Consider the following 26,441-nt stretch of genomic DNA (forward strand, 5'->3'; position numbering starts at 1 on the left):
TTCTGACATTTACATTAAACACTCATTTTATTGGGCGTCCATATTTCGTTATAACCATTTTTCTGTGCCCAGGTATAAATCATTTTTATGCGCCTTGCTGATTCCTTATTACTCTGATCCCTCTCAATCATGATCTCATTCCGCTCAGATATCTTAGTAAGGAAATCAACCTGGGCCAGCTTATCTCTCTTCTTGTTATTACATTCAGGGCAAGCCAGGACAAAGTTCCATATCTGATCATCTTTTATAAACGACCACGGAATAAAATGATCCACCTCTACGCTATGTTTCGTGACAGGCTTGCCACAATAGAAGCATTTATTTTCGAATTCTTGGAATAGAATATCCCTGTAATACGCAAGGCTACTACGGGTGCGGAGGGTGCTCTCATCAATTTTGCTAAGAAGATGATCTACGGCGCTATCCTCATTAACTCTCTCAAGAAACTTCGCCCATTCATAATAGTTAAGCTTCTCTATAGCCACCTTGTGCTTACAAACGAACTCGTACATCCTTGGATTAATCCTGATCCACTCGCCCTTCTTGGAAAATGAATAAAACAGCCCACCAAGGTCTGCATACAATGCACCAACTACATTTTCCTTACACTTCATTTTGACTTTATGACAGATATCAATACGCATATCTTCGGATAAACTCTCAAAGGGAATATCTTCAAGAATGTCATATTTCTCCTTGCCATATAAAAGTGCACTCTCAAGCTCAGACCGGCGATTCAGCTTACCTGGCTTCTTCTGTTTGATATGATGCTTCAAAACCAGGTTCCAGTATATTTCTGCAAACTTTGCAAAAAGCTGATCAAAAGTCAGTATCAGCTTACTGTCGGTGTTATATAAATTGTCCAGAATAGATTTCAGAAATCCAAATTTATAACTTGTATCATTTACGGATTTACTTGAAAAAAGGTACGCGAAAGCAGACCACATCTCATCATCTGATAGTGGTCTGTCTTCGTACTCTGCTTCTTTTAACAAGTATCCTGCTGCCATATCTAATTTAATATCTCCGATACTTTATTGTTATAACCGTATAACTAATTATATACTGCCTGTACTTATAAAATCATTATTATTTAAATATCAATCAAAAATCATCATCATCCCAATCGCCCATAGCCCAATGCCAGGCTTCCTTATCAGCCCTGTCTCTTTCAAGCTCTTCTTGCCTGCGCCAGAACTCTTTCTTCTCTGATCTCGACATGTTCTGAGTAAGCTTCTCTACCTCTTTATCTGACAGTCTTACATCGTGTTCATCATCGCCACCAAATAATAAATGCATTAACATATTCGCACCTACCTTTCACAAATCGTACTTATCCAGAGTTTTCAACTTCTGTTCTTTCTCACCAATTCTTTTAAGCATATACTCCAAAAACTCTGTCATGAGTATTGATAATACAAGAAACGTTGCAAGGATAATTGATATAACCTTCAAAAAGGCTCTCTTACCACCTCTAATAATCTTATGTCTATTCTTCTTTAAAGACCGATACCCCAGGACTATAAGTGTTATCAATAATATGAGGATTGTTTCCATATTGTCACACCCCTCTCACTGTAAGGTTATCAATCAATATCTCCGTAATATCCCGGCATTGTGTATCCATCCTCGCCTTCAGGAAGACCGATCACATGAAGCTCATCCGCATCATATACCCAACCTTTACCTGCACCGGAATATCCTGATGAATAGGATTTATCTACATCGCCGTAATAACCAGGTTTCGTATATCCGTTTGAACCCTCAGGAAGACCAATTACATGCTGTTCATCCGAAGAATAAACCCATCCTTTTCCTTGTGTTGTTCCGGTTCCGTTGCTCTGAGTATTACTACCACTGCTCCTGCTTGATTTGTGATTAGGCTTTCTTGTGCTATTCGGTCCGTCCAGAGCATCTATTGCATCCTGTGTAAGATTACCTGCTGCCTCCAGTTCATCCAAAAGCTTCTGGTCATACTCCTTGTTCATCCTATCAATCTTCTCTCTCCTAGTTTCAGCATGAACTGTCGTACCTACAAAGCCAACAATTATTCCAAATACTAAAAAAGTTGAAAATGCAATCACAGTCTTTTTCATCATAACTACTACCTACCTTTCAATGAAGCAGATGCTGCATCCCCAACAATTCTTTTTTCAAAACCCCAATCCGTATTTAATTTGTTTTCTATAATTCTATGATTACACTTTACTCTTTTTGCTGTCCAATAATCACACCAGCAAAATCGAATTTTTGTTTGTTTTTCTTTTGCACATTGTAACTTATACCACCATCATGAAAAAGTTGAGATATCGAACGAAGAATGTGCCCTTATCTCGCCATTATCTGCCAAGATGGCCGTCTTTCTCCCCTATATCCCAGCTTATTCAACTAATTTCCCAGAAGTTTTTACATTTCCTTGTTGATTCTGGCATACAATGCTGATAATTCTGGAGAACCTTTCCCCCCTGACATCGCATATGCCCTGTTGGCCATTTTCATAGCCAAATCATACATTCCCAAATCAGCATAGGCTGCACCATTCGAAGTTAGTAAAGCAGCCGATATAACCCTTTCTCCGTATAAACCATAATATTCATCCGATATATCAAGAGCCTTCTGCGCCATATTCATCTTCCTATAGGCGGCAGATATCATTGGTAGGAAATATCTTGCGGATTCCGAACCTTTCCTTAATCCTTTTTCGCACGCACTAATTGCAAGGCTATAATTATCCCCCGCAACAGCTCTTTGATATAGTTTCTTTAGTTCTTCGTCATCAGATATTGTCACCTTTGTTGCATCTGGATATAGTTGGTTGAGCTTTTTAGTTATATAAACAGGCGCTGTAATATTCCTATCATCAAGCCACTTGCCATTCTCAAAATGATATATTACATCCTCATATTCGTATGTTACGCTTATTTCTGGTTTGACTACTGAACCTCTAGTGAATTTCTCCACTACTATTTTCTGAACAGCCAGTGGATACTTTAACCAAACGTAGAGGACTCCTGCCTGCGTTATTTTCCTTATTTCGCTGATTCCTAGATTTTTCCCATACTCTGTGCATAGTTTATTATGTACACCATTACTATCATCAATTAGAATTATTCCCTCAGAAACCAGAATGTCCGATATTTCTGCAGTAGTTACCTTTTTGACATTAGCAGTACATACTCTATTTAACTCTTCTGCTATTTCTCCCAGGTTATAAAACTCACGATAAATAAATTTCTCACCATCTCCTGCATTAAGATAAAAATCTCCCCTCTCCTTCGATTTCTTATCTCTCTCATTTAATTCAACATGCGCTGTATTAGTAGGCTGATCGCTCAATCCAAATGTCTGGTTATTATCGTTATACTGCTGTATTGCCTCAAGAAACTTATTTCCATATTTATCATATTTTTTTTCACTAACACCACGTACGTTAAGCATCTCTGCTTTCGTGCATGGATGCTTTTTGCACATATCAATCAACGATCTATCCTGAAAAACTATGAACGGAGCAACTCGATCAGATTTTGCATAATCATATCTGATACCCCGAAGTACTTCAAACAGTTCTTTTTCTGAAGCTGTCAATTCTTCTTTACTTGCAGTTGAATCTGATTTTGATTCATCTACTATTTCATAAGCATTTTGGGAATTATCCTCATCGATATCACTAATCTGAGTATCATTCTTTTTCAAGTTCTCTTTTATTAAATCGAGCTTCCCAGTTGAATATAACTCAAGGCACGTGTCCAGAGCATTGATTATTCCCATGACCTCAGCTACCCCGCATTCAGGTTCCAGAACACTCTTATCCTTGGTAAACAAAATATTATACTTGTATCCCTCATCCTCAAGAAAACCCACACGTTTTGCCTGAAGTAAAAGACCATATTTTTCAAGCCTGCGCAATTCTTTTGTCAGTGCATATTCATCCTTCCTCATCGACATCACCCTCTCAATAATCAGTATTATCAAGCATCATCTTTGTGAGTCTTGCTCTAATTGCACCTACCGTCCTGCCATGAATATTAGCTATCTCAGATAAGTTTTCTCCTTCAGCCCATTCCCTTTGAAGCTGCTCGTCCTCCTCTTCTGTCCAGCCTGTATATGCTTGAGGTCTCACTTTCTTAATTCTGTACATATATGAACCTTCCACACTATTTGGTGATGAATCCAAAACTCTGTCAGTATCCTCATCCCATTTATGCTCATCAAATTCATAACCAAGAAGTTCATCATCCAGATCATCATAAAAATCACGGACCACCTCAGATGTTCTCAGATATATTTCATCAATATCTCTGGCTAAACTCATTTGATCAGCCCTCTCTACACGACTAAGTGCAACATATAGCTGGCCCTTATCGAAACACTCAGGAGAAACATTCACCGCTGAAAATGTCTGTCCTTGAGACTTATGAATTGTAATGGCATACGCAGGTTTTATTGGAAACTGTCTAAAACAGCCTATACGTACCTTTTCTACCCTGTCATCAACCGTCTCGTAATCAAAAACCTCCCACTCAAACCTTGTAATCGTAACTATGCGATTATCACCAAGCTCTATATCTATCCGATTCTCCTCCATTCCAGTAACATACCCAATTGAGCCATTCTGATAGTCTCCATTATGACTGTTTATCATGAGCATAACACGCATCCCAATTTTTAGAGTTATATCTATTTCAACTGGTATTTCCTTTACATTGACCTGTCCTTTCACATTAGCAGTATAAGTTCTGCTCTCACCATCCACCGATTCTATCTTTGAATCATTTATTTCCTTTGCACGGTCATTTCTTCCACAAATGAAGACAGCGTCATGAATGGGTTCTCGTTGTATATGCGTGTTAAACCACTTTATTCCCGAAACATCTCCAATTCTAATCTTATTTAGGTTTTCAATATACTCCATATCTTCGTTTTGACGTACAGGCGTTTTCAAAATAATGTTTACAAATTCCAATTCATACCAAAGTGAGGAATTGAATGCAAAATAATCCTCAGCCCTCTCTAATCCCCATATATATGTAAATTTCTCTTTATCTTCACCAGAAGCTATAGGTGGAAGCTGATAAAAATCCCCAGAAACAATGATCTGCTTTTTTATATGACTTTTATCTTCTGATAATTGCTTGCGAACAACAATATTCTGTATCGTACGTATGACGTATTCAAAAATATCTATCCGGCACATACTGATTTCATCGATTATTATAATATCTGCCTTTTCTAGAACATGCCTTGGATTGGTATTATAATCTCCAATTAGTAGGACCCCTTTGGGAATCCAAAAGAGCCTATGTAGTGTCGTCCCACGGACATTCACTGCCGCAACTCCAGTAGGTGCACAGACCACAACATTTTTATCCCGATTTTCTTTAATGAATTTACTAATCAGATATGATTTACCAGTCCCTGCAGCTCCCGACAAAAAGATATTCCGCCCTGATCTCATTATTTTCAGCGCACGTTCCTGGTCCAAAGTTAATTTTTGAGAAGAATTATCTTTATCCATATCCTGCCTCTCGGTATTTGTCAAAAGCGCACAACAACAAAAAGGGGGCATCTGCCCCCTCCTCTGATTATAACATTATATCGATTTAAAGAATCTCAAAATAGCGATAATTATGATTAAAATTATATAAACTGATCTTGACTAATTTCATAGCACATCTGTCATATGTGTGATATCTGTCTCCAGACCTTTCCAGTTAGTTCCCGTATTAAAAAATTGTTTCCAGGAAACAAGCAGTTCCTGCTCCGTTACACTCATACGAATATTGCCATAGTTATAGAATGCCATTAAAGCATTAAACACAAAAACGATATTAACGAGAATTTGCTAAATAGACCTTTGCTTTGTATGCTTCCTGCCACATAGATGAACTGATAACTGTCACTTCATACGTATCAAACCCACTGAATTTTCCCAAATCAAGTGCACTTAAACTTGCGCTGCTACCTATTAGCTGATTATTCTCATCATATACATTCACTTTTATGTATCTTCTGTAATGTACATGTTCGCACCTCCATTTTCTTTCTTGGAGGTTAGGCTTGTCGGCTTGCGTCACCTCTTGCTTACACATGCAATTCTACGGAACTCTATGTAAAAAGTCGTTCCCCAAACGGTCAACCATAAGTTGACCGAACGACAACTATCCGATATAAGCATCAAAAAAGGACCTCCGAAGAGATCCTTAGGGCACATTGTTTTATTCCGTTCTTATCTTTACTCTTTTTCCTGAGAATGCTATCCCGAATTTTATAATCTGAGTTACACCCTCCTCACACATTTCTGTATCGTAGCCTTTGTCGTTTATCTGATCAAGAGCTTCTGCAGATAAGGCATCCAGTTCCTCATCATTCAGATCTTTATCCCATTTCAGTTCCATGATCATTCCCGGATATTTATTTTCCCTGGGGAACATGCTGATATCATATCGTCCGTCGCCGGACTCTCTGTTGGACCTGATCCGATACTGGTTATCCATCAAAGCAACAAGCCCAAGAACAAGTCCATGATAAAACCCTTCCGCACCGGCATCATAGAAGCTGATGCTCTTCTTTAAGTATTCTCCGATTCCGTCCTGCAGTTTCTTTGTATCCTGTGAAAAAAGACTCTCAGCGATCTTATTGGCTGTAGCTCTCCCCATTGCGCCGATCTGCATCAAATGTGAGAGGATCTCACTCTTATATACTGCAGCTATCTCGCGGTTCGGTATCGAAACCTCACACAGCCATGCTCCATCGCCCTGAAGTTCCTTCTTTGGTGTCTTCAGATATCCGGCTACCAGAAGCAGACTGTATATATTCGCAGGATCTTCTGCAAGAGATCTGTACACCACGTTCTGATCGATCCTGGCAATCACACGCTCGCCCTGAAGAAGAGAATACAGTTTCTCCGTGATATCGCCCGTTGCAGCCTTCAGTACATCTTCCAGTACTTCGTTCTTTCCGGTATTCACCCAGTATGCCTGCGGCAGGCATCCTCTCGACAGATAATTGATCACTGACCACGGGTTATATATTTCCCTGTTCCCGAATAAATATCCATCATACCAGTTCCGAAGTTCCTCCTCCTTGTCGGGTGCTCCGTAATAAGCAAGCATTTCACCCACTTCGGATTCAGTGAAGCCAAAGAAATCGTCGTACTCCTCGTCCATTACCGAATTAACCGTAAGATTGTTCAGACCACTGAAAATGCTCTCCTGCGCTATCCTTAATATACCGGTCAGGAATCCATATGACAGGTTACTGTTGTCCTTGAATGCTCCGGAAAAAAAGTTCCTCATGAATCCGATTATCTCATCATAGAATTCCTTCGAATACCCTTCCTGGATCGGAGTATCATACTCATCAATAATGATGATCGGGGCTTTTTTGTAATGAGCTGCAAGCATTTTGGAAAGCCTTTGAAGAGAAGCCGAAAGCTCTACTTCATTCGCCTGTCCGTTTAATACTTTCTCAAAATAGTCTTTCTCATACTTTTCGAGTTTATCACTGTTTTGCAGTTCAGAATGTCTTCCGAATTCTTCCTGCAGCAGCCCGGAGATCTTTGCAAACGTTGCTTCCCAGGAATCATATTTGACATCTTTAAATGTAAGAAATATCACAGGATACTTCCCCTGATGCTTTCTGTACTCATCCCCGCACTTCCAGATCTCTTTGTTGGTAAAATACCTGCTTGTATCTTCATCGGATATTTCAAAGAAAACCCGAAGCATATCCATATTCAGAGTCTTTCCGAAACGTCTTGGTCTTGTAAATAATGAGACAAAAGCTTTACGATCAAGAAACTCTTTGATCAGGAGTGTCTTGTCCACATAATAGTATTCTGACTGTGCACGGATATAATCCGATATTCCTACCGGAAGTGGTTTTTTTTCATTCTCTACTCCCGACTTGATATATCGTCCTGTAACGATACGCTTATCAGCTGGACGCTTTGCATCATCCGGTATCTGCCATCTTTTACCCACCTTAACAGCTCCGGGAATCATACCTTCCTTGCAGAATTCCGTCACTCTACGCTCCGATATTCCCCATACCACAGCCATTTGCTTGCAGGATTTCATATGAATATCCCCCCTCGCATCTATCATCTCCTACAGTATAAGCATTATTCGGAAGAATGTCAATTTGCATTTGATATCCTTCCGAATATATTTCCGAACAAAGTCATCTTTATTTGGTTGATCTAAAATCTCACACGTTAAACGCCCAAATCGGAAGAATATCAGTTTTTCAATCGGAACAATGTGAGGTTATACAAGGGCCTTCATCTGTTTTAGAAGCATTCCTAACTCTATAAACAAAACCGGCAAAGTCTTTTGGATCCTCTGAAAAATCTTTTGATGCCTTCTGAAGATTTGGTACTCCATTCTCAATAAAATGCTGTATACTGTTTAACACAAGGGGACTCCTCCATTTAGTTATTTTAGGCTTGGACACCGTAAATAACTATATCATGAAGGAAATCCCCTTTTTCAATTAATCCTACAAAAACTTTACGCTAGCTTATACAAATCGTTTAACAATAATCATAAATAATAACGGAAACTCATAATAAGCTGCTCTGGTTTCTATATAATCTCACTTTTCACACTCCATAAATACTTGCTATAATAGTAATATCGATAGGCATTTATCTTGGGGGAACAATTATATGGACACATTTAAAACAAATTATGCTGATCTCGTAAATGCATATGGTAATGACTTGAAGAGCTACTATATTCACTATAAAGATGTTGGAAAAGCTGAGGGCAGAATAGGATATACAAAAATAAAATAACAAACATAATTCAAGCCCACTCAAACGAGTGGGCTTTTCAAATATCCTATAAGATCATGGATGACAATTCCCGCAGGGATCGTATCCTTGCGCAATCAACTCATCACGACTTGCAGAAGATGTTGCATAATTTTCAGGCTTTATCTTCTTAACAGAACTGCAAGAAGGATAATGAAACTTCTTAGTAAAGCTGCAGTCATTAAAGTGCCAATAAGTAACATACTTATAAGACTCATTCTTTTTTTTTCATAAAGCCTTGCTCCTGTATCCTTTTCACATCTACATAATCACGATTTCGCCACCTTCATGAATGCCGTGCTTATCACACTATAGATCAGATATGTGATGAGTGTTCCAAAACATACATCAGTCAAAAAATGATTGGTCATATGAATGCGGTTATATCCATAGACTATTACAAATATGCAAGCGATCACAAAAGCTACTATGTTCTTTCTTTCGCTCCTGTTTTTAAATACATCAGTCAGCATCGGAAGCGCAAACATCATACTGGCTATAGTCATGTTTCCACTAGGCCAGCTCTTGAAGCTGTCATCACTTCCTGCCAGATTAGGTATCATCTGCCACCAGTTCCTGAATTCACTCATGGGATCATCAAGAGTTATCAGGTATTTGTATCTGGGTCTTGAACCGACCTGCTTAAGCCATAGATTTACATTATCAGCTGCAATACCGGCTACAATGATGGCAGCTCCTACCGCAATAAGCTTATCCGGATCTGCATCGTTAAGGAGCCTTACTACTACAAAAGGCACCCATCCATAAAGCACCGCCCAGAACAGCCAGCTTAGAATCGAAAGAAACGGTGAGCTTTCACCTGCTGTATAGTTAAAAAGAGCTCTTACAGTTTTTCCGTTGTAACTGTTTGAATAATATACAGCCATAAACCAGCACAAAATAACAAGCACCCATGCCAGCATGTTATATTTCTCACCTTTTTTCTTTAGTCCCACAAAAAAACATGCTCCGGCAGCCGGATACAGACAGTAAGAAAAGTAGGAACCGTATGTTGCAAAAAAAGCTCCAATATCAGTTTTATTGGCAAGTGCCACATTGATGTTAAAATCCCATACCGAACCAATAATTATACCAAGAATACAGACAATAACTACGCTCCAAAAGAATTTCATTGGCATTGTCATAATCTTTTTCTCTTCCATAGCCCTGATCCTTTCTGCTCATACGCTAATCTTTCAGATTTCACATTTTTCTATTCTATCGATGACTCTTCATTAAAATCCTGCTTATGCCGATTAAGCTCAGCTCTTGTTTCTTCAGCAAAAGAATATTGAATCATGTATTTACCATTAAAAGCATGGGTTACTCCCGGATCACCCTCCAGAAACCTGTAATAATCACAGTCCACCTTAGAAATATCAATTCCTACACCCACACGGTCTTTATGTCGTATAATGTCCTCTATACCAACTGAGGCAAACGTATCCCTCAGATCCTTAACATATTTTCTTATTCTTGCCTTGGTCTGTTGATTAGCCGGTTCATCCGGCCAGAGGCAACCAATCATTGTATCATTAGAACACATAGCTCCATGTCGATCCACCAGACAGGCAAGAAGTTCCTTACTCTTGGAATAAGAAAAGTCTACCGGAACTCCGTTATGGAAAACCTCAAAAGTACCAAAACATCTGATTCTAACCTTTCCCCCTGGCTTTCCCTCTTCCTTATTCTCCTGTTCAAATCTCAGCACTGACAGTTGATGCTCCACTGCGCCTTCGGTTATAGGTTTAAGCAAGTACCCGCTTGCGTCCAGTTCAAAAGCTTCTATGGCATATTCCTTATGTCCTGTGATAATGACAATGTTAAGCCTTGGGTAAATCTGCCTAAGCCTTCGTCCCAGGTCAAGGCCATTAACCTCCCCCGGCATTTCAACATCAAGAAATGCTACATCAACTTGTCGGTCTTTTATCTGTCTAAGTGCCTCTTCAGGACTTGTGGCACCTATATGTGTTCCTTTCGGATCAAGTTTTCGCAATATCGAAAGCAATAGTTTGACCGTCAGTTCGCGGTCATCTACAGTGAGCGTGTACATTTACTTCCTCCCCTTTTGTGGAATCATTATTACCACCTTTGTTCCCTGACTATCTGAACTGATTGACAAGCTCCCATCACATAGTGCCTGAAGGCGTTTCTTTGTATTACTGATACCAATTCCTTTTTTCTTCTTCTGAGCATCAGTCAGGTCCACATGTTCAGGTCCATTATCAGTAATAACAATCTGAATATAATCACCCAACATATCCGTAGACATAAACACTTTTCCAGTACCATCGCGATGCACAAGTGCTCCATGCTTTACCGCATTTTCTACCAAGGTTTGAACACATAATGGTGGTACGGAAAAATCCCTGACATTAAGCTCATAATCAAAAGAAAAACTCTGTGACGGATCGGCATGCTCCAATGCTACGTACTGATGAATATGTCGCATCTCTTCGTCAAAGGGTATCAAGCCCTCACAGGAAAGCGCATCAATATTGCCCCTAAGATACCCTGCCAGATTATCAATGCTTTCTTCTGCAGCCTCCGGATCTGTACGACATAATGTTTTAATGGAAGACAACGTATTAAAAACAAAATGAGGCTGCATCTGAATTGCCATCTGAGCCGCCCTGGATAACTCAAGCTTTCTCTCTTCCTCTTCAAGCCGCTCCTGCGTATCTATAAGGTTCATATAGTAGATCAGATTAAGTGAAACAGACCATGCAACAGAGTATAAATGCAGTTTAGGGAGAAAAAGAGATATGCAGAAAGCAAATATCATTGGAATTACCATGCATGCTATCTGCCTTACCGGAATATCACATCCATGAGGAATTGTTAGATTACTATTCTCATCGCAAAATATACTTACTGCTATTATCGCAACAGAAAAATATATAAAAATTCGCGACATTGCGTCACATACAATCTCAACCTGCTTCGCATCGGCAAAAAATATACATAGGTTCCCTATCAGATTGATAAATAAGACATAGTAATGGACCGCCATGGCATATATAAGAAATCGCCCTCTAAGATTATTCTTTTCGCCGATATTTTTCTTAACATATGCCGGTATCAGAAGAAGCAGCAGGATCAATATACCGCAGCTGTCCAGTATCAAATTGCAAGCTATTATTGCATTCATGATATGACCTCTTCAGAGATAACAGAAACTATCCTTGCTACTTCCCTGGCACATAACCATCCCCGTAAATATGCTATAAACGTATATATCCAGACAAAAACCATAAAAACAAAAACGACTACTGTGACCCCCAACGGCATTTCCGGAGCAAAATGGTCAGCTAGAATTACGATTCCGAGTATAGGAAAAGAAATAGCAACTCTCATAGAGAGGGTCTGATTTCGATACACTGCCACTTCCTCTCCTATGCTGCGAAGCACATCCATGTTTCCACGAAGCAACATAAATAAAGAGGCTCCAAGGACTATCTTTATCAGAAAATCTATAACTGCATACAGCGATTCAGACCATGCATAGAAGTCCCCTTCACCGGTTATCAAAGATACTATTTTAATTGTAAGTGCAATTGCATTTACCAGGATCAGCGTAAGAAAGCCTCTTCTGGAATTATTATACGAGGCAGAAAGTTTTAATACCTCATCGAGTCCGCTTATAACAAGTAAATAGCAAAGCGCTGACCCACAGTACCTGAAGATTTCAATTACATAGAGAAACTTTGTAGTCACGCTGGAATACTGCGTCACGCTGCTCATAGTAATCTCACTTGCAGCATACCCGTCATCAATCATCTGATAATTGAGGAGCTGCCCAAACAACAATATTAATAAAGGACTTACTATCATAATAATAATATCAAATAGCAGCCATTTATGTATTCGCCTAAAATTCGATGCCACTAAACCTTTCAAAAGAATCACCTCTATGATCTAATTATCATAGTACAATTGTACAACATTGACACTTTAAATCGTCAATCATTTAGTATTTAGTTATTGTGGATCCAGTGGCGCACCCACTTACCAGCAAGGACTGCTTTTTCTGTCAATCTGATATACATTTCCCCGTTCCTAGGTTTAAATATCGAATCTTTAGTAAAACACAGGGCGTTTCCCCTATGTATTAATTCCACATCTGGTAAACGCCCATTTTTGTCATCATTAATTGTTACACAATATTACCCATTTGATTTCTTTATCGTATTGGCAGCTATAAAGATCAGTATAGAAAGTGCAACACCAACTATTGCACCGGCAACACCTTTTGCATCATCTCCAATGCTTGATATGAGAGTTCCAATACTGCCTATAACTCCCAAAATTGCAAATATCCATGCCGGCATGATTTTGGCGTTGTCCTTTGAAGCCCTAACTGAGAACCATCCCTCAAGAATCTCAACTATACTGGATATCAATAAAATTATACCAACAATAAGAGATGTCGCCCCCATACCAACTGCAGCTGCTGCTTCCTCTTCGCCAGGTGCTACATCAGCAACAGTGCCAAGAGCACGTGCTCCTATGATAAGTACAATTCCCGCAATCACACCGAGAATTCCAAAGATCAAAGTGATAATACCCGTTACTTTTAATATCTTATTACTGGTTTCAATACTCATGATGCTTTCCTCCTTAAATGGTGCTTTCTGCAAGCTTCTTTAATATAGAGTGTATAGAACCAAGCGTTCCGTATGTGTGAATAAATGTAAAGATTTTGACTACTTATTGTAAAATTTTTATAAAATCAAAAAATCCTCAAATACTATTGTTAAGCTCCAACTCCAAGTTTATTAAGCAGCTCGTCAACTCTTTTCTTCCATCCACCTCTAAAAAACTCACATGCGACCATATCTTTACCTAAATAGTCATCAGGAGTTGTATTCAAGGCCACGGCCCGGCAGCCTCCGCAACACATTGTCCGATACTCACATTCTCTGCAATCCGTATTGTGCTCCATAAAATCACTTACTCTGTAATTAACTATATCCATGTACAGTGAGTCTGAGTCAAGAATCTCTTCTAATGGTGTTTGTAGCATATTAGGAAACATTCTATATTTTTTATACGCTATTTAATAACAATCAGTGCAGTACTAATTGCTGCTGTAGTAATTTGGTGTTGGAAAAAGCATAAAAAATTGGAGCCCGTCTGAGCTCCAATTTTTATGCTTTTTTATCTATTTTTTTTGAAGAGGAATCTATCATCTTGAAAGCATTATACATGGCAAGCTGTTTGGAGTAAAAGCCCTTAAAATCTTTTAGCTTTGCGCTATTGCCCTCCTTGGCCATATCATCAATGATCATGTCCATGCTGAACTTGATGTTATACATAGAATTGGCCATACCCTGCATGATTCTGAGAACATCGACATGGTTCTTAAGAATGAAGTCATCTATATCCTTTTCGGTAATTCTAAGAAGAAGCACATCAGAGTACGTCACCACGGTATAAATGGCTGGCTTTCCACCTGTGAGAAGCCCCATTTCTCCGAAATAATCATCTTTAGATTTTATACCTATTATTGCCTCATCCTTGGTTTCATAGCCCCTGTAAAGCTCAACATTACCGGATATAATCTTGTACATATCCATATTGGCTTCACCTTCATGCATTATCACAGTTCCTTCAGGTACTTTTATAACCATTGGCATCTCCATTTTTGCTATTATTCATGTCAACAACAATTATAATTTAAGCCTTGGCAGCTTTTTATACTGCATCGGCCCAACTTTTACTTCAATACCCTCTGCCTTTAGTTCTTCTACAAATGCATCCAGATATTCTCTTTTCTTATTAACCTGTTGGAAATTGAGGAACAGTTTATCCTGTATTGCATTCATCTCCAGCATCAGATGACCGTCGGTTATGTTATAGATTGATTCGATATAATCCGCCATATTCCCCCAATCAATCCTGCCTGTGTAGCTTACGGTATATGAGTCTGCAATACCTTTTCTAAGGAGAGAATTGTTCGATGCATACTTGCATTTTCCCTTGTGAGTCTTTGGCCTGTCGATATTTTCTCTATGCTCTACTACTGTCTTATATTCCTTAAAGCTTACTTCCGGTTCCATCTGAAGAAACATACCTGCCCTGGTCACAGTACTGATCTTGCTGATAGGCCAGTCCAGCATTTCATTCTTGTATTTTACATGGAGCTGACGAACAAGATCTCTGTAGGTATTAGGGCACCCTACATCAGCATTATAATTCATTGAAATTCGGGCTGAAATCTCAGTTGCCTTCTTATTGTCTGCCCATACCTTTCGAAGTGCTTTAAACATAAAGGCTGCAACGATAGAATTGGGACTTCCATCGTTACTCTTGGCGTAGCTCATCAGCTTTTTAAGATCTATCTCAATCGGAAAATATGTAGCATCTCCCGAAAAAGGATTGAGGTAATAAGCCAGGTACTCTCCGATAGGAACAAACGAATTTCCGCCTTTGTATTCCGTGATAGGTGCATCTTCAGGAAATGCATTCACATCCGGAAGTGCCATTTCGCCTTCTTCCAATGGGCTTCCCGGCAGTTTTAATCCCTCTGCACTAAAGGTGTCTCCTGTTTTATCCGAAAGATATTGCCAAAGCGTTGTCTTTATCCAGAACATTGCCCCAAAGCCTCCGCAAAAGCAGTGGCTGAAATTAAAAAAGATATCTCTATCCTCATAGGTTATCAAAAAGAATTGATCATTTGCATCATTACCGCCAAGGACAACGGGTTTGGGGGATTCTTTTGTCACCACTATAGGCTTATCATTATCAAGGAGAACATATCCGCCTTCCTCATCAATCATTACCTTTTTATTGAAATAAGGGAAACGCTTAAATGCTTTTTTAGCAGCATCCTCTAGAATCTCTCCGTCTATCCTGTCTTTAAGTCTTACCCTGATTCTTACGGTAAATGCGAAGTTTTTGGAATACTCATAAAACATATAACTATCATAATCATACTTCATAGAAGATTCCTTTCCATAACCCTTATGCCTTACAAATAATCTTATCCTCATCATACATATCAAAAACAGACCCCTGAATCATATTCACGGATGTTGTAATGACCATGTATGTTGTGACGAGAATAAGTCTTTCCATAGCATCTACCTTTCTGAAAATTATTAGATGTAAGTATAGTTGACTGACAAATCGCTGTCAATACTATTTTTCTCTGATTTTTTAAACCGATGGGTTCAAACGTCAACAGCTTGTTGACGATTTTATATTCATCAGTTATTCTCAACGCACTCTCTTATAACACGTGCTACTTCCAAAGGAATCTCTACAATCTCATCATCAACATTTTCATTTACCGGAATCCAGTCACTGTCAGGCAATGTGAAATCGTATGCCTTTAAAAGGTCATCACCCGGAAGTTTTCCTGTGATAACTTTAGTCAGGAGCATTGAGATAAGATAATCTCCAATGGCTGAAGCATGCGCACCATCTTTATAATACAGATCTGCATCTGCTCTGTTCTGTAATTTCTCAAAGGCCTCGCTCCATACTTCTCCAATAGGCGCAAGCAGTACTCCATGATTTTTTGAGAGTTCCTGATAGCGACGGTTCATCTCTTTCTGATTCTCAGGACTTCCCTTTTCAGCCCAAGTCTCAAAAATAACCGGCTTAGTATTAGCTTTTTGGCAAAGTTCAATTATTCTTCCTGCATACGTAATTGTGTCAGCTTCTTCCGTCATGGGATGCGCCTGTTCCTGGATAATGCAGTAATCATATCTACCATGGAGGATATTAAATCGCTCTGAGAAGTATTCCTCTCCCATGTGCCATTTAAGCGATCTTCCAGAATATGCCAGCATGAACACCTCGCAGCTCTCACCCGTTGTATTCTCTATCATTTCCCTGGTAAGCTCAGGCATATCATTCATATAAGTATGGCTATTGCCAATAAAAAGAATTTTCATTGTATTCACCTTTCATCCGTCAAGAAATGCTTAACCTCATTTACCGGATGTAATAATTCTGTCCTGAAGAACTCCGGGTAGAACTTAATCGGATCATCCGGAGCAATCCACTCAAGAAATTCCTGGTGATCATCCTCAGTAAAGCTGCTGCACTTTGGTTCAAAATCCTCCGGGACCTTCATGTAGAAAAAGAATGATATTTCATATATCAATTTTCCAAGGTTAGACTCCGCATCCCCATAAAAAAAATTCTCATGAACGAACCCCAGCCTGTCTACTTCCATTCTTATGCCAGTCTCTTCATACACCTCACGTATTACTGCTTCCTCGGCAGTCTCTCCGAACTTGATCCTACCCCCCTACAGAATATAAATACTCTGGTCTGATATGGTTCCCAACCATAAGGAACTTTCCATATGTAATTTAGGCTATCATTTACAAAAGCTGCGGCAATCATTTAAATCGCCGCAGCTTATAATCATTTTTTAATGGTCAATGTCCATTTATAAGTCTTGCCTTTTAACTTGGCTGTGACTTTTGTTTTTCCAGCTTTAAGCATTTTTAGTTTTGCCTGTGTTTTTGTTTTTTTCTGGAACTTAACATTTTTATTTGATGCAGTCCAAGTGACCTTTTTCTTATTCCCCTTAATTTTCAGGATGATAGTATCCCCAACATGAACAGATGCCTTTTTCTTATCAATAGTCAAAGATACGGTTTCTTTTTTTGAATCAGAATTGCTTTCTGAACTGGTATTATCATCAGATGATTTCTTATCTGATGACGAAGAATTAGAATCGTTAGAACTACCTGAAGAGCATATACTACACGCCGTCAATCCACTTGCTTTAGCATCAGATAATGAAGTCTCATAGATATTCTTGGCTCTGCTTAGCCCTCTACAACTTCTTGAGAAATGATACTTGGTGCCAGTTGCAGTCGTATATACCGTTGTATCTGCATGTATTGTAGTCATCGGAAGTTCTAACATCAATACTAATGACAACAATGTACATACAATCGACTTTTTTAAATATTTTTTCATGTCCACCTTACCTCTCTTTCAAAGAATCATAACAATAATCTTCCCTGGGCATCTTTAAATTTCCCAGTAGCAATGAGAACAATGTCTACCATCCAACCTAACCCAAATAAGCCTACAGTGAACAAATAGATCCATCCAAATCCCTTTCTTCCAACATAAAACTGATGAACACCAAAATAGCCTAAGAAAATGCATAATACCAATGCGACCCATTTGTTCCTAGGAGACGCTGCTTGATAATCTGTATAAAGTGGTTGAGCATCCTGTGCTGTTATCCAAGTGTGGCCACAATTTTTGCACATACCCACGGTTTTGTGATATCCTCTCGTCCCACTTGATTCTCGTTGAAAAGAGATTTTATCACTACCACATTTTGGACATAAAATTGTCACTGCATTAACGCCTGGATTACTAACATTCGGTGAGTTCGAACCATAATAATTGTTTGTAATACTAATATTAGGTTGCTGCTCAGGCATTTTTGATCCGCAAAAGCTGCAAAAGCTACCATTAGATTCTGCTCCACAATTTGGACACTTCATATAATTGTTTCTCCTATCATTTTTGTTCTATTGAAATAATTGTATCACAAAAAACACAGCCCATTTCACTAAACCTCTGCTTATTAAAGCTTTTTCCCTATAGCGTTGACCCACATTTCATTTTCTCTACCAGGTCTATTATCAGTACCAACTTCATTGCAAATTATCACAAATCCCGCATCCTCAAACAGCGTAACAATACTATTCTCATTTAAATCGCTAAATCTACGATTTCCGCGCATCTTCGTACCATCGCCATATTTAAACGAAGCATATATAACGCCACTACTCTTAAGCGAAGCATTCATCTTCTTCATTGTCTCTGGCAGCTGATTCACCGGCACATGAAGAAGTGACGCGCAGGCCCAGACCCCATCGAACTCATTATGAAAATCGATATCCTCAAACCTCATATCCAGAACTTCCTGTCCCAGATATTCAGACGCTCTCTTTCGCATTTCCTTGGATGCATCAAAAGCTGTTACTATAAAGCCTGCCTCCATAAATGCCTTACTATCCCGTCCGCTTCCACAGCCTGCATCCAAAACGCGACCATGTTCAGGAAGAAGTGCTATGAATCTATCCCTCTCATATGACATATCTGCATTAACACTTCCAGCAAAGAATGAATCAGCATTCATGTCATAATATTCAACGTTATTATCAACCATAGCCTCAGCAATCTTTGGAAGTAACGCCAGATCCGCAGGGAGCCAGTCCACACTTCTAAGCTCATTAATCTCAAGCCACTTCGCAGCTTCATGCTCCAAAAGCAGTAGTTTTCCTTCTGCAACTGTCGCCCAGTAGCAGTTCATATGAAGATGAAAAGTCTCATAATCATAATCAATTACATCAATAAGGTCATGTACCTCAATCTCTGCACCAAGTTCTTCTCGAATTTCTCTTACTAACGCCTCTTCAGGAGTTTCACCTTCCTCAATCTTTCCTCCAGGAAATTCCCAGCCATCTTTATAATCTCCATATCCACGCTGGGTTGCGAATATCTTTGTTTTTCTTTTGAAATCATCGCAGATTATTGCTGCGACTACGTTAACAGTTTTCATTTATGTCTTTTCTCTCTTACCTTTTATTTAGCTAATCTTCCACAGCTCATAACCCTGCCGTCTTGCAGAGTCATAGACCGGTCTCATATTCTTTTCCAGTATATTTTCAAATTCTTCTATCGTATTACCTGGCCGATATAATTCCTGGTTTGCCCAAATAGAATGAATATTATCCTTATAGCACGCCTCAAAGCGCTTATGGAAAATAGGTCGTTCTTTATCATGTATCATCTGATAAAGAAGATACTGATTATTTGCAAACTTTATAAAAAAGGGCTCCCACTCAGGAAGCTTATTACTCTTAGACGAATTAAGCGATGAATCCATTGGCATAAGATTCCATAACTCATCATTCATTACAAACGACCATGGAATAAAATGATCAACATCATATTTTTTAGAATCAATAGGATTGTCAGTAAAAACATCTGAAACAGATTCTATCTCCAATACAGCGTCCCATAGCTTTCTTACAGCATTCAGCTTCCGCATTTTCTCATCCATTGGCGCCAGCTTGTAAACAAGCCCTGGCACCTCGGGATTATTATTCTGAAGCCACTTTACCTTTTCAAATTGTATCCACCCCAAAATTGAAACAGTATTATCCTGTATCATCTTTATCCAAGACGGATTAAAATACACTTCTTTTTTGAGTTTACTACTACTCCCCAAAGTATATGGAAGTATATTCACCTTATTTACACGTTCAATATAGGCAATCATCCTGCGAGTGCTTTCCCAATCCGCAGTTTCATCTACTTTGCCGAAAAAACCAGCAAGTGCCCTGTAGGGCACCATGTTTGTAAGCTGTTCTTTTTCCGCTTTAAGTTCAGCGTCATGCTCCTTAATAGCATTCTTTATCTCAAGCTTCGATGCATTTGCCGGAAGCTCACTGATATCACTAAGCTTTTTTACTGCCCTTTCCAAACCATCCTTTACTTCACCGACCACAATCCCGCTAAGATGAATATGAAACTCCAGTACAGAGTACCAGGCATTGACAATCATTTCATTTATGATTTCATCAAAAGTAGTTTCCGTTACGTCTTCTGAAATCAAATTCACAATAGCTTCCAGCCAATAAAACTTATAGCAATAAGACGGATTCTTCATCATAAGAGAGAAGCCCTCTATATCCAGCTGGTTATAGTAGTCTCCTTCTATTCGTAAGCTATATTCGATTTTCTTAGGATCAAAATCAGCCATTGTTTTTTATATTTCCTCAAATCCAATGCTCTTCAGATACTCATAGGTTCCATTATAATATTCCGGTAAGCGTGTCTCATCTTCCCAGAATCCTGTTGTTGTCTTATGCGAATTCCCTTCAGGTACACATATGATCATTCCTGATCTGGCACGGGTAAGCAATACTCTATATGCATTCAGCATGTACTTCATCTGCTCTAAACGACTCTCGCTATTAGGTATAAGTTCATTCCATCTTTCTTTGCCATTAAACTTGTAATAATGCCAATCGCCATTCTCATAACGCATATCCGCATCCCATAAAAGGCACGTATAATCCAATTCCAGTCCCTGCACCTGAATTTCAGTAGCAGCATCCTCCAAGTAGTTTGAAGATCTGGTATCAGCTTTGTCTTCTTTATCTTGGCGAGCATATTATCCCTATATCTGTGGATAATTTGGATAAACTTACCCACTTCACGCCTGGAATCCGAAAGCTTCTTCGCTTCTCCCCTTTCCTTGCACTTTGCAAAGTTATCTTTTGCCAAAGCTTCATTGAGTACCGCCACTAGTGGGCCATTCCCCGAAAGATAAACTGCCCCTTCATCCTCTATCGGCTTATCAGAGCCTTGGTAAGTCTGCTTCACTGCCACATCCAAGCCAACCAGGGTTTTACCCGCTCCAGGAACTCCGGTCACAAAGCAGATACTTTTCTCACCATTCCTTTTACTCTTTCCATGGAAGTACGAACAATCTCTTCCACCTTCCTTTCTGCTTCTGCCTGCCTCATCAGGGCTGCATAATAATTATCCGTTTTATACGGACGTTTCTTAGGCCTTATGAAAATAGCCTGAATAAAATGCCCCAGGTATACTTCCAAAGGTCTTCCGTTCTTTTCATACATGGCAAAGAAGAAGATAGGCATCATTATCACCATCATCCCCATCACTGCCACATTTACCTCAGCCACGCTTTTGATAAGAAAAAATGACGGGACTCCTATGAGCGCCGCCACCAAAAAGCATATGAGCTGTCGTTTTGTAAGATTGAAAATGATCTTACTCTTTACCTTTGTTAAGTCCCTCGGGACACTGATATATGAAGCTGCCATATGTCTCCCTTCTTCCCTGCCTGTTTAAATCGCATTAAGTATTGCTTTGCTTACTGTGCTTGTCTTGAATAATGAAAATCCAAGGAGCAGTGTGTTTCCAAGTGCCATCCAGATCGATCCCACGATATCAGTTGTAAATGCCACCGATCAATAACAAGAACCTTTTCACCGAGATTTGCCAGTCCAGCCGCCAGATTCACTGTAGTAGTTGTTTTTCCTACACCGCCTTTTTGATTTGCGATAGCTATGACCTTACCCATTACTCTTTTCCTCCTTCGCTCTTTTTTCAAATTTCTTAAGCAGTTCGTCCTCATCACCCTCGATGAGCTTGTCTACCTGCTTGTAGTGCTGTCTCAGATATTCCTCAAATATCTCTCTTTTTATCAGAACCTTTTTTCCGACCTTATATACAGCACCCGACGCCCACGCCATTCTGATCATTGGCTTCTCACCTATTCCGTAATATTCACCCGCAATTTTATAGCTTACAAAAATCCTATGCGCGAACATTATATCTTCATCATCAAGATACTGTGAGAATTTCCAGATGCATCCACTCATATTTCGCGTCCTCCGGTCCTAGTCATCTTCGGAGGCTGATGAAATCTTTCAAGATATGCCTCAAAAATCTCTATGTTTATAAGGACATACCCATCAACTCTGTAAAGTGCACCTGCTTTATCTGCAAGCTGTAAAAGCTTTTTGTGCTGAATACCATAGACATACTCTGCTTCCTTGTACCTTATGTACTTTCTTCGAAGCATCTTCGCCTGATTTCTTATTTCCTGCTTACTCTCAATATCCTTATACTGCTCAATTTCGTAATCCATCATCGTAAATAGCCTCCTACTGTTTTTGAATCCTTTCCAACATACTGGAATGATTCAATATACTCGCTCATAATCTTCCTGTTTATCAGGACCATGCTTCTCACTTTTCTTTTAGCTCCGCATTCCTCAGCAAGCTTATCAATAGTGTCATCTCCAATCTGAAAGAAATAAGATGCATCCTCACGTCTGATGTATTCCGGTAGTCCTTCGTACTTTTGTCTCTTTGGTGTTGCCATGTTCTTTTCCTCCTTATCTGTCCTTTTCATCCACATAAACGCATGACTCAAAAAAATCCTTCATCATCTGATAATTGATCAGAACCATATTTTTGACTTTTCTTAATGCGCCAATTTCTCCCGCTATTTTCTTGATCGTATCCTGATTCATAGGGAATACTTTTTCTGCATCAATCAGTCTCAAATATTCTGGTTTGTCGTATCGATACCTTTTTTGTGTTGCCATTTGCATCTACCTCCGTTTCTTTTGGATGATTCCCGCAGATAACGAAGCATGACCTGAACATGAAACAAAAAAAGAGCCACTCCTGAAATTACATTCAAGAATGACTCTCAATTTACATTATTTTCTATTTTGAATTCACGCCAATATCATTTTGATCAGCTCAAAAAACCCTTATAGAAATCGACTGATTTCGACATTTCTGCTACATTTTTGCTGTCAGACCTCTTTTCCGACCTTGCAAACATGCATGAATACTGGGCTTTACTTATCGAGTGACTTCAGCGTCGGGACGGATTTGGGGGTTTTATACACTCCGTTCCACCCTGCTCCTCTATATTCCGCCTTAATCCATCTAGCGTTTCCCGACTCTTTACATCCCGTTCCGTGGTGATGTCTTAACGTGTGGTACCGGGTGCGTCAAACCTAAAAAGACGGTTGCTCTATGGACTAAGACGTATGGTATTTTGTGTGAAAAATATGCACTGTTTTCACAGGCACTTTTACAATACAAAAATCTTATCTTCCATGTTCTTGATGACTTCCTTCTTCTTGTCCTCGGTGCAGTCAGCATAGATATCCAAAGTAGTCTGAACATCCTTATGGCCCATGACCGACTGGATCACCTTGATGTTGCTTTCGTTCTCACAAAGCCTGGTGCAGAAGGTGTGCCTCAAGTGGTGTGCGGAGAAATCCGGAAGGAGCAGAGGCTCTCTCTTTTCTCTCTTCGCTTTGGCAGTCTCTTCTTTATTATAGTCTGCCGTGATGTTGTGGATCGCATGATTCACTTCGGAAGGTATCGTTATCGTTCCACCTGAACTAGCAAATACGAACCCGGAATAACCATCGATTTCCTGCGTGCAAAAGCCGGTGATCTGCTGGATCTGATATTCCTCCAGGAACGCATCATACACTTCCCCAATCATCGGGATTCTGCGGCATCCTGCCTCCGTCTTCGGAGTGTTGATGTGGAAGTTGGTTCCCGAATCATCCACCTTGCGGTGTACAAGGCTGTGATTGATATCGATGATCCTGTTTTCGAAATCCAGATCCTCCCATCTGAGACCAAGGCACTCTCCGATCCTCATCCCGCTTCCGATCAAAACTGTAATGACCGGTTTCCATCCCTGATACTGATGGTTGGAATAAAGATAGTTCATGAATGCTTTCTGCTCAGGTACCGTGAGCGACTTACGCTTGGTCTTAACCCATACATGACTCTTCTTGATCTCTCCGAGAACTCCGGCTGCCGGATTTACACGGATGAGTCCATCACGGACTGCCATCTGGAATGCCGGATGAAGCACGGTATGAACGTTATCGACTGTTGCCGGGGAAAGCTTCTCCTCTAATAAGAGAGAATAGTAGTATTCCCTTACATCCGTATAACGCACCTGTATCAACCGTCGCTTTCCGAAAGTCTCCCTAACATAGTGGTCATAGGTATAAACGTAATTCGTCCTGGTCGTAGGCTTGAGGTCGTATTTCTGTTTGATGTACGAATCAAATACCTCGTTGACTGTAACACGCTCTGCTCTCTGGGGATCCAGTCCATCCTCCAGATCACGTCTGATCTGCTGTTCCTTCTTTCGAAGTTCCACGAGATCTTTTCCGTAGACGGTGTGACGCTTTCTGTTTCTGTCAGTGTAAGAATAAGAATAGCGTCCGTCTGCCCGTTGACACTCACCGCTTCTGAGCGCATAGCCGCGGGAGTCCTTCCTGCTCTGTGCCAATCTGTTTACCTCCTTTTTGGAGAGGCACAGCTTTCTTAGGGTTTGGTCTTGTAAAGGAGCTCAAGTGCTTCCTTAAAGACCTGTGCTTGGGTGAGATTCATCTTCTCGCAGTATGCCAAAAGTCTGTCGCGTTCCGCTTCGGTAACTCTAAAGCCAACTTTAATGTACTTTTTGTCTTCTACCGTAGGCCTTCCGCGTTTTGCCATTTTCCTGCTCCCTTCAGATCTCTACTCACATTATATTTAATGCCCCACAAAAAATCAATGTATTTTTAGAAAGCTGTGCATCTTATTTTCATTCCATACTGTTCCATTAAATGTCTCTGAAGTTCTCGATGTACTCGTCGATGATCTCCGTATTTACCAGAACGATCCTCCTAATGCGGTAGATTGCTTTCGCTTCCTTGGCAAGTTCGGTAAACGCATGGATCCCCATGGAGTACATTGCTGCGCCTTCTTCATATTTCACGAACTTCTTCTTGCCGTTCGTAAAAAGGCTTTCCATATTCTCATATTCTTTTCTCTTGTATCCCATGATCTCATCCTCCTATATGGTTTCCCTGAAGAAAGCAATCGTCTTGCCTTCCAGCTTTTTTCTCGTTTTCGATACAATATTCAGGATCGTCTGATACGCCTTATCTTCTTCCTCCGCGATCTCTACGAGCTTTCTCCCGTCGTGCAGATGACTGTAGGTGATCTTGAATTCTGCCAGGGGAAGTGCTTTGAGGCTTGTATCAAAGACCTCGTATTCCCTGCGCATCATGTGGATCGTCAGGATGTCCCGCTTATGCTTCTCGGGATCATCGGTTTCCTTTAAGATGTTCCCGGAAAAATTACATTCCTCAATGGCATCGCGGATCATGATATGCTCGATCGCTTTTGCAGCAGTCGGATCGCTGCGATGACTGGTCTGGATCCTCACGCCCAGGTCATCATCATTCTTTTTCCGTCTGTTGTATTCGACCTCGAAGAGGATCCGGTTAAACAGTCCGGTTTCGTAGCAGTCCACCAGCTGTGGAAAGATACTGTAGTTCTTGTAGATCAGTCGGAAGCGTTCACGGGGAGTTGCTTTCCCGTAGCTTTCCACCAACTTATCTTCTGTAATGCACATGTTCGCACCTCCATTTTCTTTCTTGGAGGTTAGGCTTGCCGGCTTGCGTCACCTCTTGCTTACACATGCAATTCTACGGAACTCTATGTAAAAAGTCGTTCCCCAAACAGACAACCTCAGGTTGACCGATAGACAACCACCGGACATAAAAAAGGTACCGGTCTCCCGATACCCTGTTCTTACATATTAGAAACTGCCTTGATCTGTGCGAGTAAAAGCGCTCTTACCTTTTCATCGGTAATACTCTGAAGCAGACCTTGCACTTCCTTTTCAAAAGGATCCTTTTCCTCTTCAAAGCCAAGCAGATAATCCGGCGTCGTGTAAAGAGCCCTGGCAATCTCGGCAAGGCAGCTTGCTCTCATCTCTTTCTTATCGGTCTCATAATATGAGATCGTAGACTTCTTCATATATAAGCGCTCTGCCAGTTCCTCCTGGGTCATTCCAAGTCTGATCCTCTGTGCTCTGATCCTCTGTCCTAATGTTTCTTCCTTAATAGATATGTTCATCTTCTCCTTCTTTCCGGGCGAACCGGAAAAAAGAGATGTACTGTTGTGTCCGTTACAATAAACAAAACGCACGAAAAGACTCCGTTTTACCGGTTATCTTTTCATGCGTCCGCGGTGGGTCATGCCCCCATATCATGAAG

At 40.1% G+C, this 26,441-nt stretch carries 33 protein-coding genes and 3 pseudogenes; 1 reads left to right on the forward strand and 35 read right to left on the reverse strand.

Translation table 11 applies throughout. The features are described 5' to 3' along the window. Window positions 1-14: 14 nt before the first annotated feature. From ACHCNF_RS08295 to ACHCNF_RS08325, 7 genes are all read right to left on the reverse strand, one after another. The gene (locus ACHCNF_RS08295; protein ID WP_408069374.1) at window positions 15-1,010 is read right to left on the reverse strand and encodes an HNH endonuclease; all 996 of its coding nucleotides are present in this window, start codon (window positions 1,008-1,010) and stop codon (window positions 15-17) included. 94 nt (window positions 1,011-1,104) lie between these two features. Continuing rightward, window positions 1,105-1,299: a hypothetical protein gene (locus tag ACHCNF_RS08300; protein WP_139176302.1), complete on the reverse strand. Its 195-nt coding sequence runs from the start codon at window positions 1,297-1,299 to the stop codon at window positions 1,105-1,107. Window positions 1,300-1,586: 287 nt separating this feature from the next. After that, window positions 1,587-2,099 (reverse strand): hypothetical protein, encoded by a 513-nt coding sequence (locus ACHCNF_RS08305; RefSeq protein WP_408069375.1) that lies wholly within the window; start codon window positions 2,097-2,099, stop codon window positions 1,587-1,589. Window positions 2,100-2,406: 307 nt separating this feature from the next. Beyond that, window positions 2,407-3,939 (reverse strand): HRDC domain-containing protein, encoded by a 1,533-nt coding sequence (locus tag ACHCNF_RS08310; protein WP_408069376.1) that lies wholly within the window; start codon window positions 3,937-3,939, stop codon window positions 2,407-2,409. A 13-nt stretch (window positions 3,940-3,952) separates the two neighbouring features. After that, entirely contained in the window at window positions 3,953-5,515 is a 1,563-nt protein-coding gene (locus ACHCNF_RS08315; RefSeq protein WP_408069377.1) for an ATP-dependent DNA helicase, read from the reverse strand. A 700-nt stretch (window positions 5,516-6,215) separates the two neighbouring features. Continuing rightward, window positions 6,216-8,078: an AAA family ATPase gene (locus tag ACHCNF_RS08320; RefSeq protein ID WP_408069378.1), complete on the reverse strand. Its 1,863-nt coding sequence runs from the start codon at window positions 8,076-8,078 to the stop codon at window positions 6,216-6,218. 169 nt (window positions 8,079-8,247) lie between these two features. Continuing rightward, window positions 8,248-8,415: a hypothetical protein gene (locus tag ACHCNF_RS08325; RefSeq protein WP_408069379.1), complete on the reverse strand. Its 168-nt coding sequence runs from the start codon at window positions 8,413-8,415 to the stop codon at window positions 8,248-8,250. Between the two features lie 253 nt (window positions 8,416-8,668). Here ACHCNF_RS08325 and ACHCNF_RS08330 point away from each other — a divergent pair, with 253 nt between their 5' ends. Beyond that, window positions 8,669-8,797: a hypothetical protein gene (locus ACHCNF_RS08330; protein ID WP_408069380.1), complete on the forward strand. Its 129-nt coding sequence runs from the start codon at window positions 8,669-8,671 to the stop codon at window positions 8,795-8,797. Between the two features lie 287 nt (window positions 8,798-9,084). Here the strand turns inward: ACHCNF_RS08330 and ACHCNF_RS08335 are convergent, their stop codons facing one another. The 28 genes and pseudogenes from ACHCNF_RS08335 to ACHCNF_RS08470 form a co-directional block, all read right to left on the reverse strand. Next, window positions 9,085-9,978: a phosphatase PAP2 family protein gene (locus ACHCNF_RS08335; RefSeq protein ID WP_408069381.1), complete on the reverse strand. Its 894-nt coding sequence runs from the start codon at window positions 9,976-9,978 to the stop codon at window positions 9,085-9,087. 50 nt (window positions 9,979-10,028) lie between these two features. Then, complete coding sequence (locus tag ACHCNF_RS08340; protein ID WP_408069382.1) at window positions 10,029-10,868, reverse strand: response regulator; 840 nt, start codon at window positions 10,866-10,868, stop codon at window positions 10,029-10,031. After that, window positions 10,869-11,966: a sensor histidine kinase gene (locus ACHCNF_RS08345; RefSeq protein ID WP_408069383.1), complete on the reverse strand. Its 1,098-nt coding sequence runs from the start codon at window positions 11,964-11,966 to the stop codon at window positions 10,869-10,871. Next, entirely contained in the window at window positions 11,963-12,715 is a 753-nt protein-coding gene (locus ACHCNF_RS08350; protein ID WP_408069384.1) for a hypothetical protein, read from the reverse strand. Before ACHCNF_RS08350 ends, ACHCNF_RS08345 begins: the two co-directional genes overlap by 4 nt. 266 nt (window positions 12,716-12,981) lie before the next feature. Further along, window positions 12,982-13,422, reverse strand: coding sequence for a hypothetical protein (locus ACHCNF_RS08355; protein WP_408069385.1), 441 nt, complete (start codon window positions 13,420-13,422; stop codon window positions 12,982-12,984). 149 nt (window positions 13,423-13,571) lie between these two features. Beyond that, window positions 13,572-13,841: an SPASM domain-containing protein gene (locus tag ACHCNF_RS08360; protein ID WP_197029542.1), complete on the reverse strand. Its 270-nt coding sequence runs from the start codon at window positions 13,839-13,841 to the stop codon at window positions 13,572-13,574. 124 nt (window positions 13,842-13,965) lie between these two features. Further along, a complete protein-coding gene (locus ACHCNF_RS08365; RefSeq protein WP_029320740.1) occupies window positions 13,966-14,448 on the reverse strand; it encodes a cyclic nucleotide-binding domain-containing protein in 483 nt (160 codons plus the stop codon). 39 nt (window positions 14,449-14,487) lie between these two features. Continuing rightward, a complete protein-coding gene (locus tag ACHCNF_RS08370) occupies window positions 14,488-15,759 on the reverse strand; it encodes a hypothetical protein (protein ID WP_029320739.1) in 1,272 nt (423 codons plus the stop codon). Between the two features lie 267 nt (window positions 15,760-16,026). After that, on the reverse strand, window positions 16,027-16,719 hold the full coding sequence (locus ACHCNF_RS08375; RefSeq protein ID WP_408069386.1) for an SGNH/GDSL hydrolase family protein: 693 nt from the start codon (window positions 16,717-16,719) through the stop codon (window positions 16,027-16,029). 5 nt (window positions 16,720-16,724) lie between these two features. Beyond that, a complete protein-coding gene (locus tag ACHCNF_RS08380; RefSeq protein ID WP_408069387.1) occupies window positions 16,725-17,027 on the reverse strand; it encodes an NUDIX hydrolase in 303 nt (100 codons plus the stop codon). 170 nt (window positions 17,028-17,197) lie between these two features. Further along, on the reverse strand, window positions 17,198-17,761 hold the full coding sequence (locus ACHCNF_RS08385; RefSeq protein ID WP_408069388.1) for a hypothetical protein: 564 nt from the start codon (window positions 17,759-17,761) through the stop codon (window positions 17,198-17,200). Between the two features lie 26 nt (window positions 17,762-17,787). Next, entirely contained in the window at window positions 17,788-18,303 is a 516-nt protein-coding gene (locus tag ACHCNF_RS08390; protein WP_408069389.1) for an NINE protein, read from the reverse strand. 83 nt (window positions 18,304-18,386) lie between these two features. Then, window positions 18,387-18,974, reverse strand: coding sequence for a class I SAM-dependent methyltransferase (locus ACHCNF_RS08395; protein ID WP_026657833.1), 588 nt, complete (start codon window positions 18,972-18,974; stop codon window positions 18,387-18,389). Then, window positions 18,972-19,367 (reverse strand): annotated as a pseudogene (locus tag ACHCNF_RS08400) ((deoxy)nucleoside triphosphate pyrophosphohydrolase); the annotation flags it as partial. The pseudogene ACHCNF_RS08400 and the gene ACHCNF_RS08395, both read right to left, overlap by 3 nt. Before the next feature lie 27 nt (window positions 19,368-19,394). Continuing rightward, complete coding sequence (locus tag ACHCNF_RS08405; protein WP_408069390.1) at window positions 19,395-20,573, reverse strand: HNH endonuclease domain-containing protein; 1,179 nt, start codon at window positions 20,571-20,573, stop codon at window positions 19,395-19,397. 6 nt (window positions 20,574-20,579) lie between these two features. Next, a complete protein-coding gene (locus ACHCNF_RS08410; RefSeq protein WP_408069391.1) occupies window positions 20,580-20,936 on the reverse strand; it encodes a DNA/RNA helicase domain-containing protein in 357 nt (118 codons plus the stop codon). Window positions 20,937-21,052: 116 nt separating this feature from the next. After that, window positions 21,053-21,250: pseudogene (locus ACHCNF_RS08415) on the reverse strand (DNA/RNA helicase domain-containing protein); the annotation flags it as partial. Next, window positions 21,247-21,663 (reverse strand): PrgI family protein, encoded by a 417-nt coding sequence (locus ACHCNF_RS08420; protein ID WP_408069392.1) that lies wholly within the window; start codon window positions 21,661-21,663, stop codon window positions 21,247-21,249. The pseudogene ACHCNF_RS08415 and the gene ACHCNF_RS08420, both read right to left, overlap by 4 nt. A 146-nt stretch (window positions 21,664-21,809) precedes the next feature. Further along, window positions 21,810-21,923, reverse strand: a pseudogene (locus ACHCNF_RS08425) (ParA family protein); the annotation flags it as partial. Next, window positions 21,916-22,224, reverse strand: coding sequence for an excisionase (locus ACHCNF_RS08430; protein ID WP_026528296.1), 309 nt, complete (start codon window positions 22,222-22,224; stop codon window positions 21,916-21,918). The pseudogene ACHCNF_RS08425 and the gene ACHCNF_RS08430, both read right to left, overlap by 8 nt. Beyond that, window positions 22,221-22,496 (reverse strand): DUF6462 family protein, encoded by a 276-nt coding sequence (locus tag ACHCNF_RS08435; protein WP_330363282.1) that lies wholly within the window; start codon window positions 22,494-22,496, stop codon window positions 22,221-22,223. The genes ACHCNF_RS08430 and ACHCNF_RS08435 overlap by 4 nt, the downstream gene beginning before the upstream one ends. Further along, window positions 22,493-22,729, reverse strand: a complete 237-nt coding sequence (locus ACHCNF_RS08440) for a DUF6462 family protein (protein WP_026528298.1) — start codon at window positions 22,727-22,729, stop codon at window positions 22,493-22,495. Before ACHCNF_RS08440 ends, ACHCNF_RS08435 begins: the two co-directional genes overlap by 4 nt. Before the next feature lie 13 nt (window positions 22,730-22,742). Next, the gene (locus tag ACHCNF_RS08445) at window positions 22,743-22,955 is read right to left on the reverse strand and encodes a DUF6462 family protein (RefSeq protein ID WP_022763309.1); all 213 of its coding nucleotides are present in this window, start codon (window positions 22,953-22,955) and stop codon (window positions 22,743-22,745) included. Between the two features lie 500 nt (window positions 22,956-23,455). Continuing rightward, window positions 23,456-24,685, reverse strand: a complete 1,230-nt coding sequence (locus ACHCNF_RS08450) for a site-specific integrase (protein ID WP_228351596.1) — start codon at window positions 24,683-24,685, stop codon at window positions 23,456-23,458. A 35-nt stretch (window positions 24,686-24,720) separates the two neighbouring features. After that, window positions 24,721-24,891 (reverse strand): CopG family transcriptional regulator, encoded by a 171-nt coding sequence (locus ACHCNF_RS08455; RefSeq protein WP_139221536.1) that lies wholly within the window; start codon window positions 24,889-24,891, stop codon window positions 24,721-24,723. A gap of 106 nt (window positions 24,892-24,997) precedes the next feature. Next, window positions 24,998-25,219 (reverse strand): DUF6462 family protein, encoded by a 222-nt coding sequence (locus ACHCNF_RS08460; RefSeq protein WP_044960407.1) that lies wholly within the window; start codon window positions 25,217-25,219, stop codon window positions 24,998-25,000. A 12-nt stretch (window positions 25,220-25,231) separates the two neighbouring features. Continuing rightward, window positions 25,232-25,795: a hypothetical protein gene (locus ACHCNF_RS08465; protein ID WP_408069393.1), complete on the reverse strand. Its 564-nt coding sequence runs from the start codon at window positions 25,793-25,795 to the stop codon at window positions 25,232-25,234. A gap of 179 nt (window positions 25,796-25,974) precedes the next feature. Beyond that, window positions 25,975-26,373, reverse strand: a complete 399-nt coding sequence (locus ACHCNF_RS08470) for a helix-turn-helix domain-containing protein (protein ID WP_408069394.1) — start codon at window positions 26,371-26,373, stop codon at window positions 25,975-25,977. Window positions 26,374-26,441 lie beyond the last annotated feature (68 nt).

It is taken from the genome of Butyrivibrio sp. NATIVEDY162 (assembly GCF_045999815.1).
Classification (GTDB): domain Bacteria; phylum Bacillota; class Clostridia; order Lachnospirales; family Lachnospiraceae; genus Butyrivibrio.

Bases quoted from the DNA above. Each gene is read 5' to 3' on its own strand.
- ACHCNF_RS08295 (WP_408069374.1), bottom strand. From the start codon at position 1,010: ATGGCAGCAGGATACTTGTTAAAAGAAGCAGAGTACGAAGACAGACCA.
- ACHCNF_RS08300 (WP_139176302.1), bottom strand. From the start codon at position 1,299: ATGCATTTATTATTTGGTGGCGATGATGAACACGATGTAAGACTGTCA.
- ACHCNF_RS08305 (WP_408069375.1), bottom strand. From the start codon at position 2,099: ATGATGAAAAAGACTGTGATTGCATTTTCAACTTTTTTAGTATTTGGA.
- ACHCNF_RS08310 (WP_408069376.1), bottom strand. From the start codon at position 3,939: ATGAGGAAGGATGAATATGCACTGACAAAAGAATTGCGCAGGCTTGAA.
- ACHCNF_RS08315 (WP_408069377.1), bottom strand. From the start codon at position 5,515: ATGGATAAAGATAATTCTTCTCAAAAATTAACTTTGGACCAGGAACGT.
- ACHCNF_RS08320 (WP_408069378.1), bottom strand. From the start codon at position 8,078: ATGAAATCCTGCAAGCAAATGGCTGTGGTATGGGGAATATCGGAGCGT.
- ACHCNF_RS08330 (WP_408069380.1), top strand. From the start codon at position 8,669: ATGGACACATTTAAAACAAATTATGCTGATCTCGTAAATGCATATGGT.
- ACHCNF_RS08335 (WP_408069381.1), bottom strand. From the start codon at position 9,978: ATGGAAGAGAAAAAGATTATGACAATGCCAATGAAATTCTTTTGGAGC.
- ACHCNF_RS08340 (WP_408069382.1), bottom strand. From the start codon at position 10,868: ATGTACACGCTCACTGTAGATGACCGCGAACTGACGGTCAAACTATTG.
- ACHCNF_RS08345 (WP_408069383.1), bottom strand. From the start codon at position 11,966: ATGAATGCAATAATAGCTTGCAATTTGATACTGGACAGCTGCGGTATA.
- ACHCNF_RS08355 (WP_408069385.1), bottom strand. From the start codon at position 13,422: ATGAGTATTGAAACCAGTAATAAGATATTAAAAGTAACGGGTATTATC.
- ACHCNF_RS08360 (WP_197029542.1), bottom strand. From the start codon at position 13,841: ATGCTACAAACACCATTAGAAGAGATTCTTGACTCAGACTCACTGTAC.
- ACHCNF_RS08365 (WP_029320740.1), bottom strand. From the start codon at position 14,448: ATGGTTATAAAAGTACCTGAAGGAACTGTGATAATGCATGAAGGTGAA.
- ACHCNF_RS08370 (WP_029320739.1), bottom strand. From the start codon at position 15,759: ATGAAGTATGATTATGATAGTTATATGTTTTATGAGTATTCCAAAAAC.
- ACHCNF_RS08375 (WP_408069386.1), bottom strand. From the start codon at position 16,719: ATGAAAATTCTTTTTATTGGCAATAGCCATACTTATATGAATGATATG.
- ACHCNF_RS08385 (WP_408069388.1), bottom strand. From the start codon at position 17,761: ATGAAAAAATATTTAAAAAAGTCGATTGTATGTACATTGTTGTCATTA.
- ACHCNF_RS08390 (WP_408069389.1), bottom strand. From the start codon at position 18,303: ATGAAGTGTCCAAATTGTGGAGCAGAATCTAATGGTAGCTTTTGCAGC.
- ACHCNF_RS08395 (WP_026657833.1), bottom strand. From the start codon at position 18,974: ATGGTTGATAATAACGTTGAATATTATGACATGAATGCTGATTCATTC.
- ACHCNF_RS08405 (WP_408069390.1), bottom strand. From the start codon at position 20,573: ATGGCTGATTTTGATCCTAAGAAAATCGAATATAGCTTACGAATAGAA.
- ACHCNF_RS08420 (WP_408069392.1), bottom strand. From the start codon at position 21,663: ATGGCAGCTTCATATATCAGTGTCCCGAGGGACTTAACAAAGGTAAAG.
- ACHCNF_RS08430 (WP_026528296.1), bottom strand. From the start codon at position 22,224: ATGAGTGGATGCATCTGGAAATTCTCACAGTATCTTGATGATGAAGAT.
- ACHCNF_RS08435 (WP_330363282.1), bottom strand. From the start codon at position 22,496: ATGATGGATTACGAAATTGAGCAGTATAAGGATATTGAGAGTAAGCAG.
- ACHCNF_RS08440 (WP_026528298.1), bottom strand. From the start codon at position 22,729: ATGGCAACACCAAAGAGACAAAAGTACGAAGGACTACCGGAATACATC.
- ACHCNF_RS08445 (WP_022763309.1), bottom strand. From the start codon at position 22,955: ATGGCAACACAAAAAAGGTATCGATACGACAAACCAGAATATTTGAGA.
- ACHCNF_RS08455 (WP_139221536.1), bottom strand. From the start codon at position 24,891: ATGGCAAAACGCGGAAGGCCTACGGTAGAAGACAAAAAGTACATTAAA.
- ACHCNF_RS08460 (WP_044960407.1), bottom strand. From the start codon at position 25,219: ATGGGATACAAGAGAAAAGAATATGAGAATATGGAAAGCCTTTTTACG.
- ACHCNF_RS08465 (WP_408069393.1), bottom strand. From the start codon at position 25,795: ATGTGCATTACAGAAGATAAGTTGGTGGAAAGCTACGGGAAAGCAACT.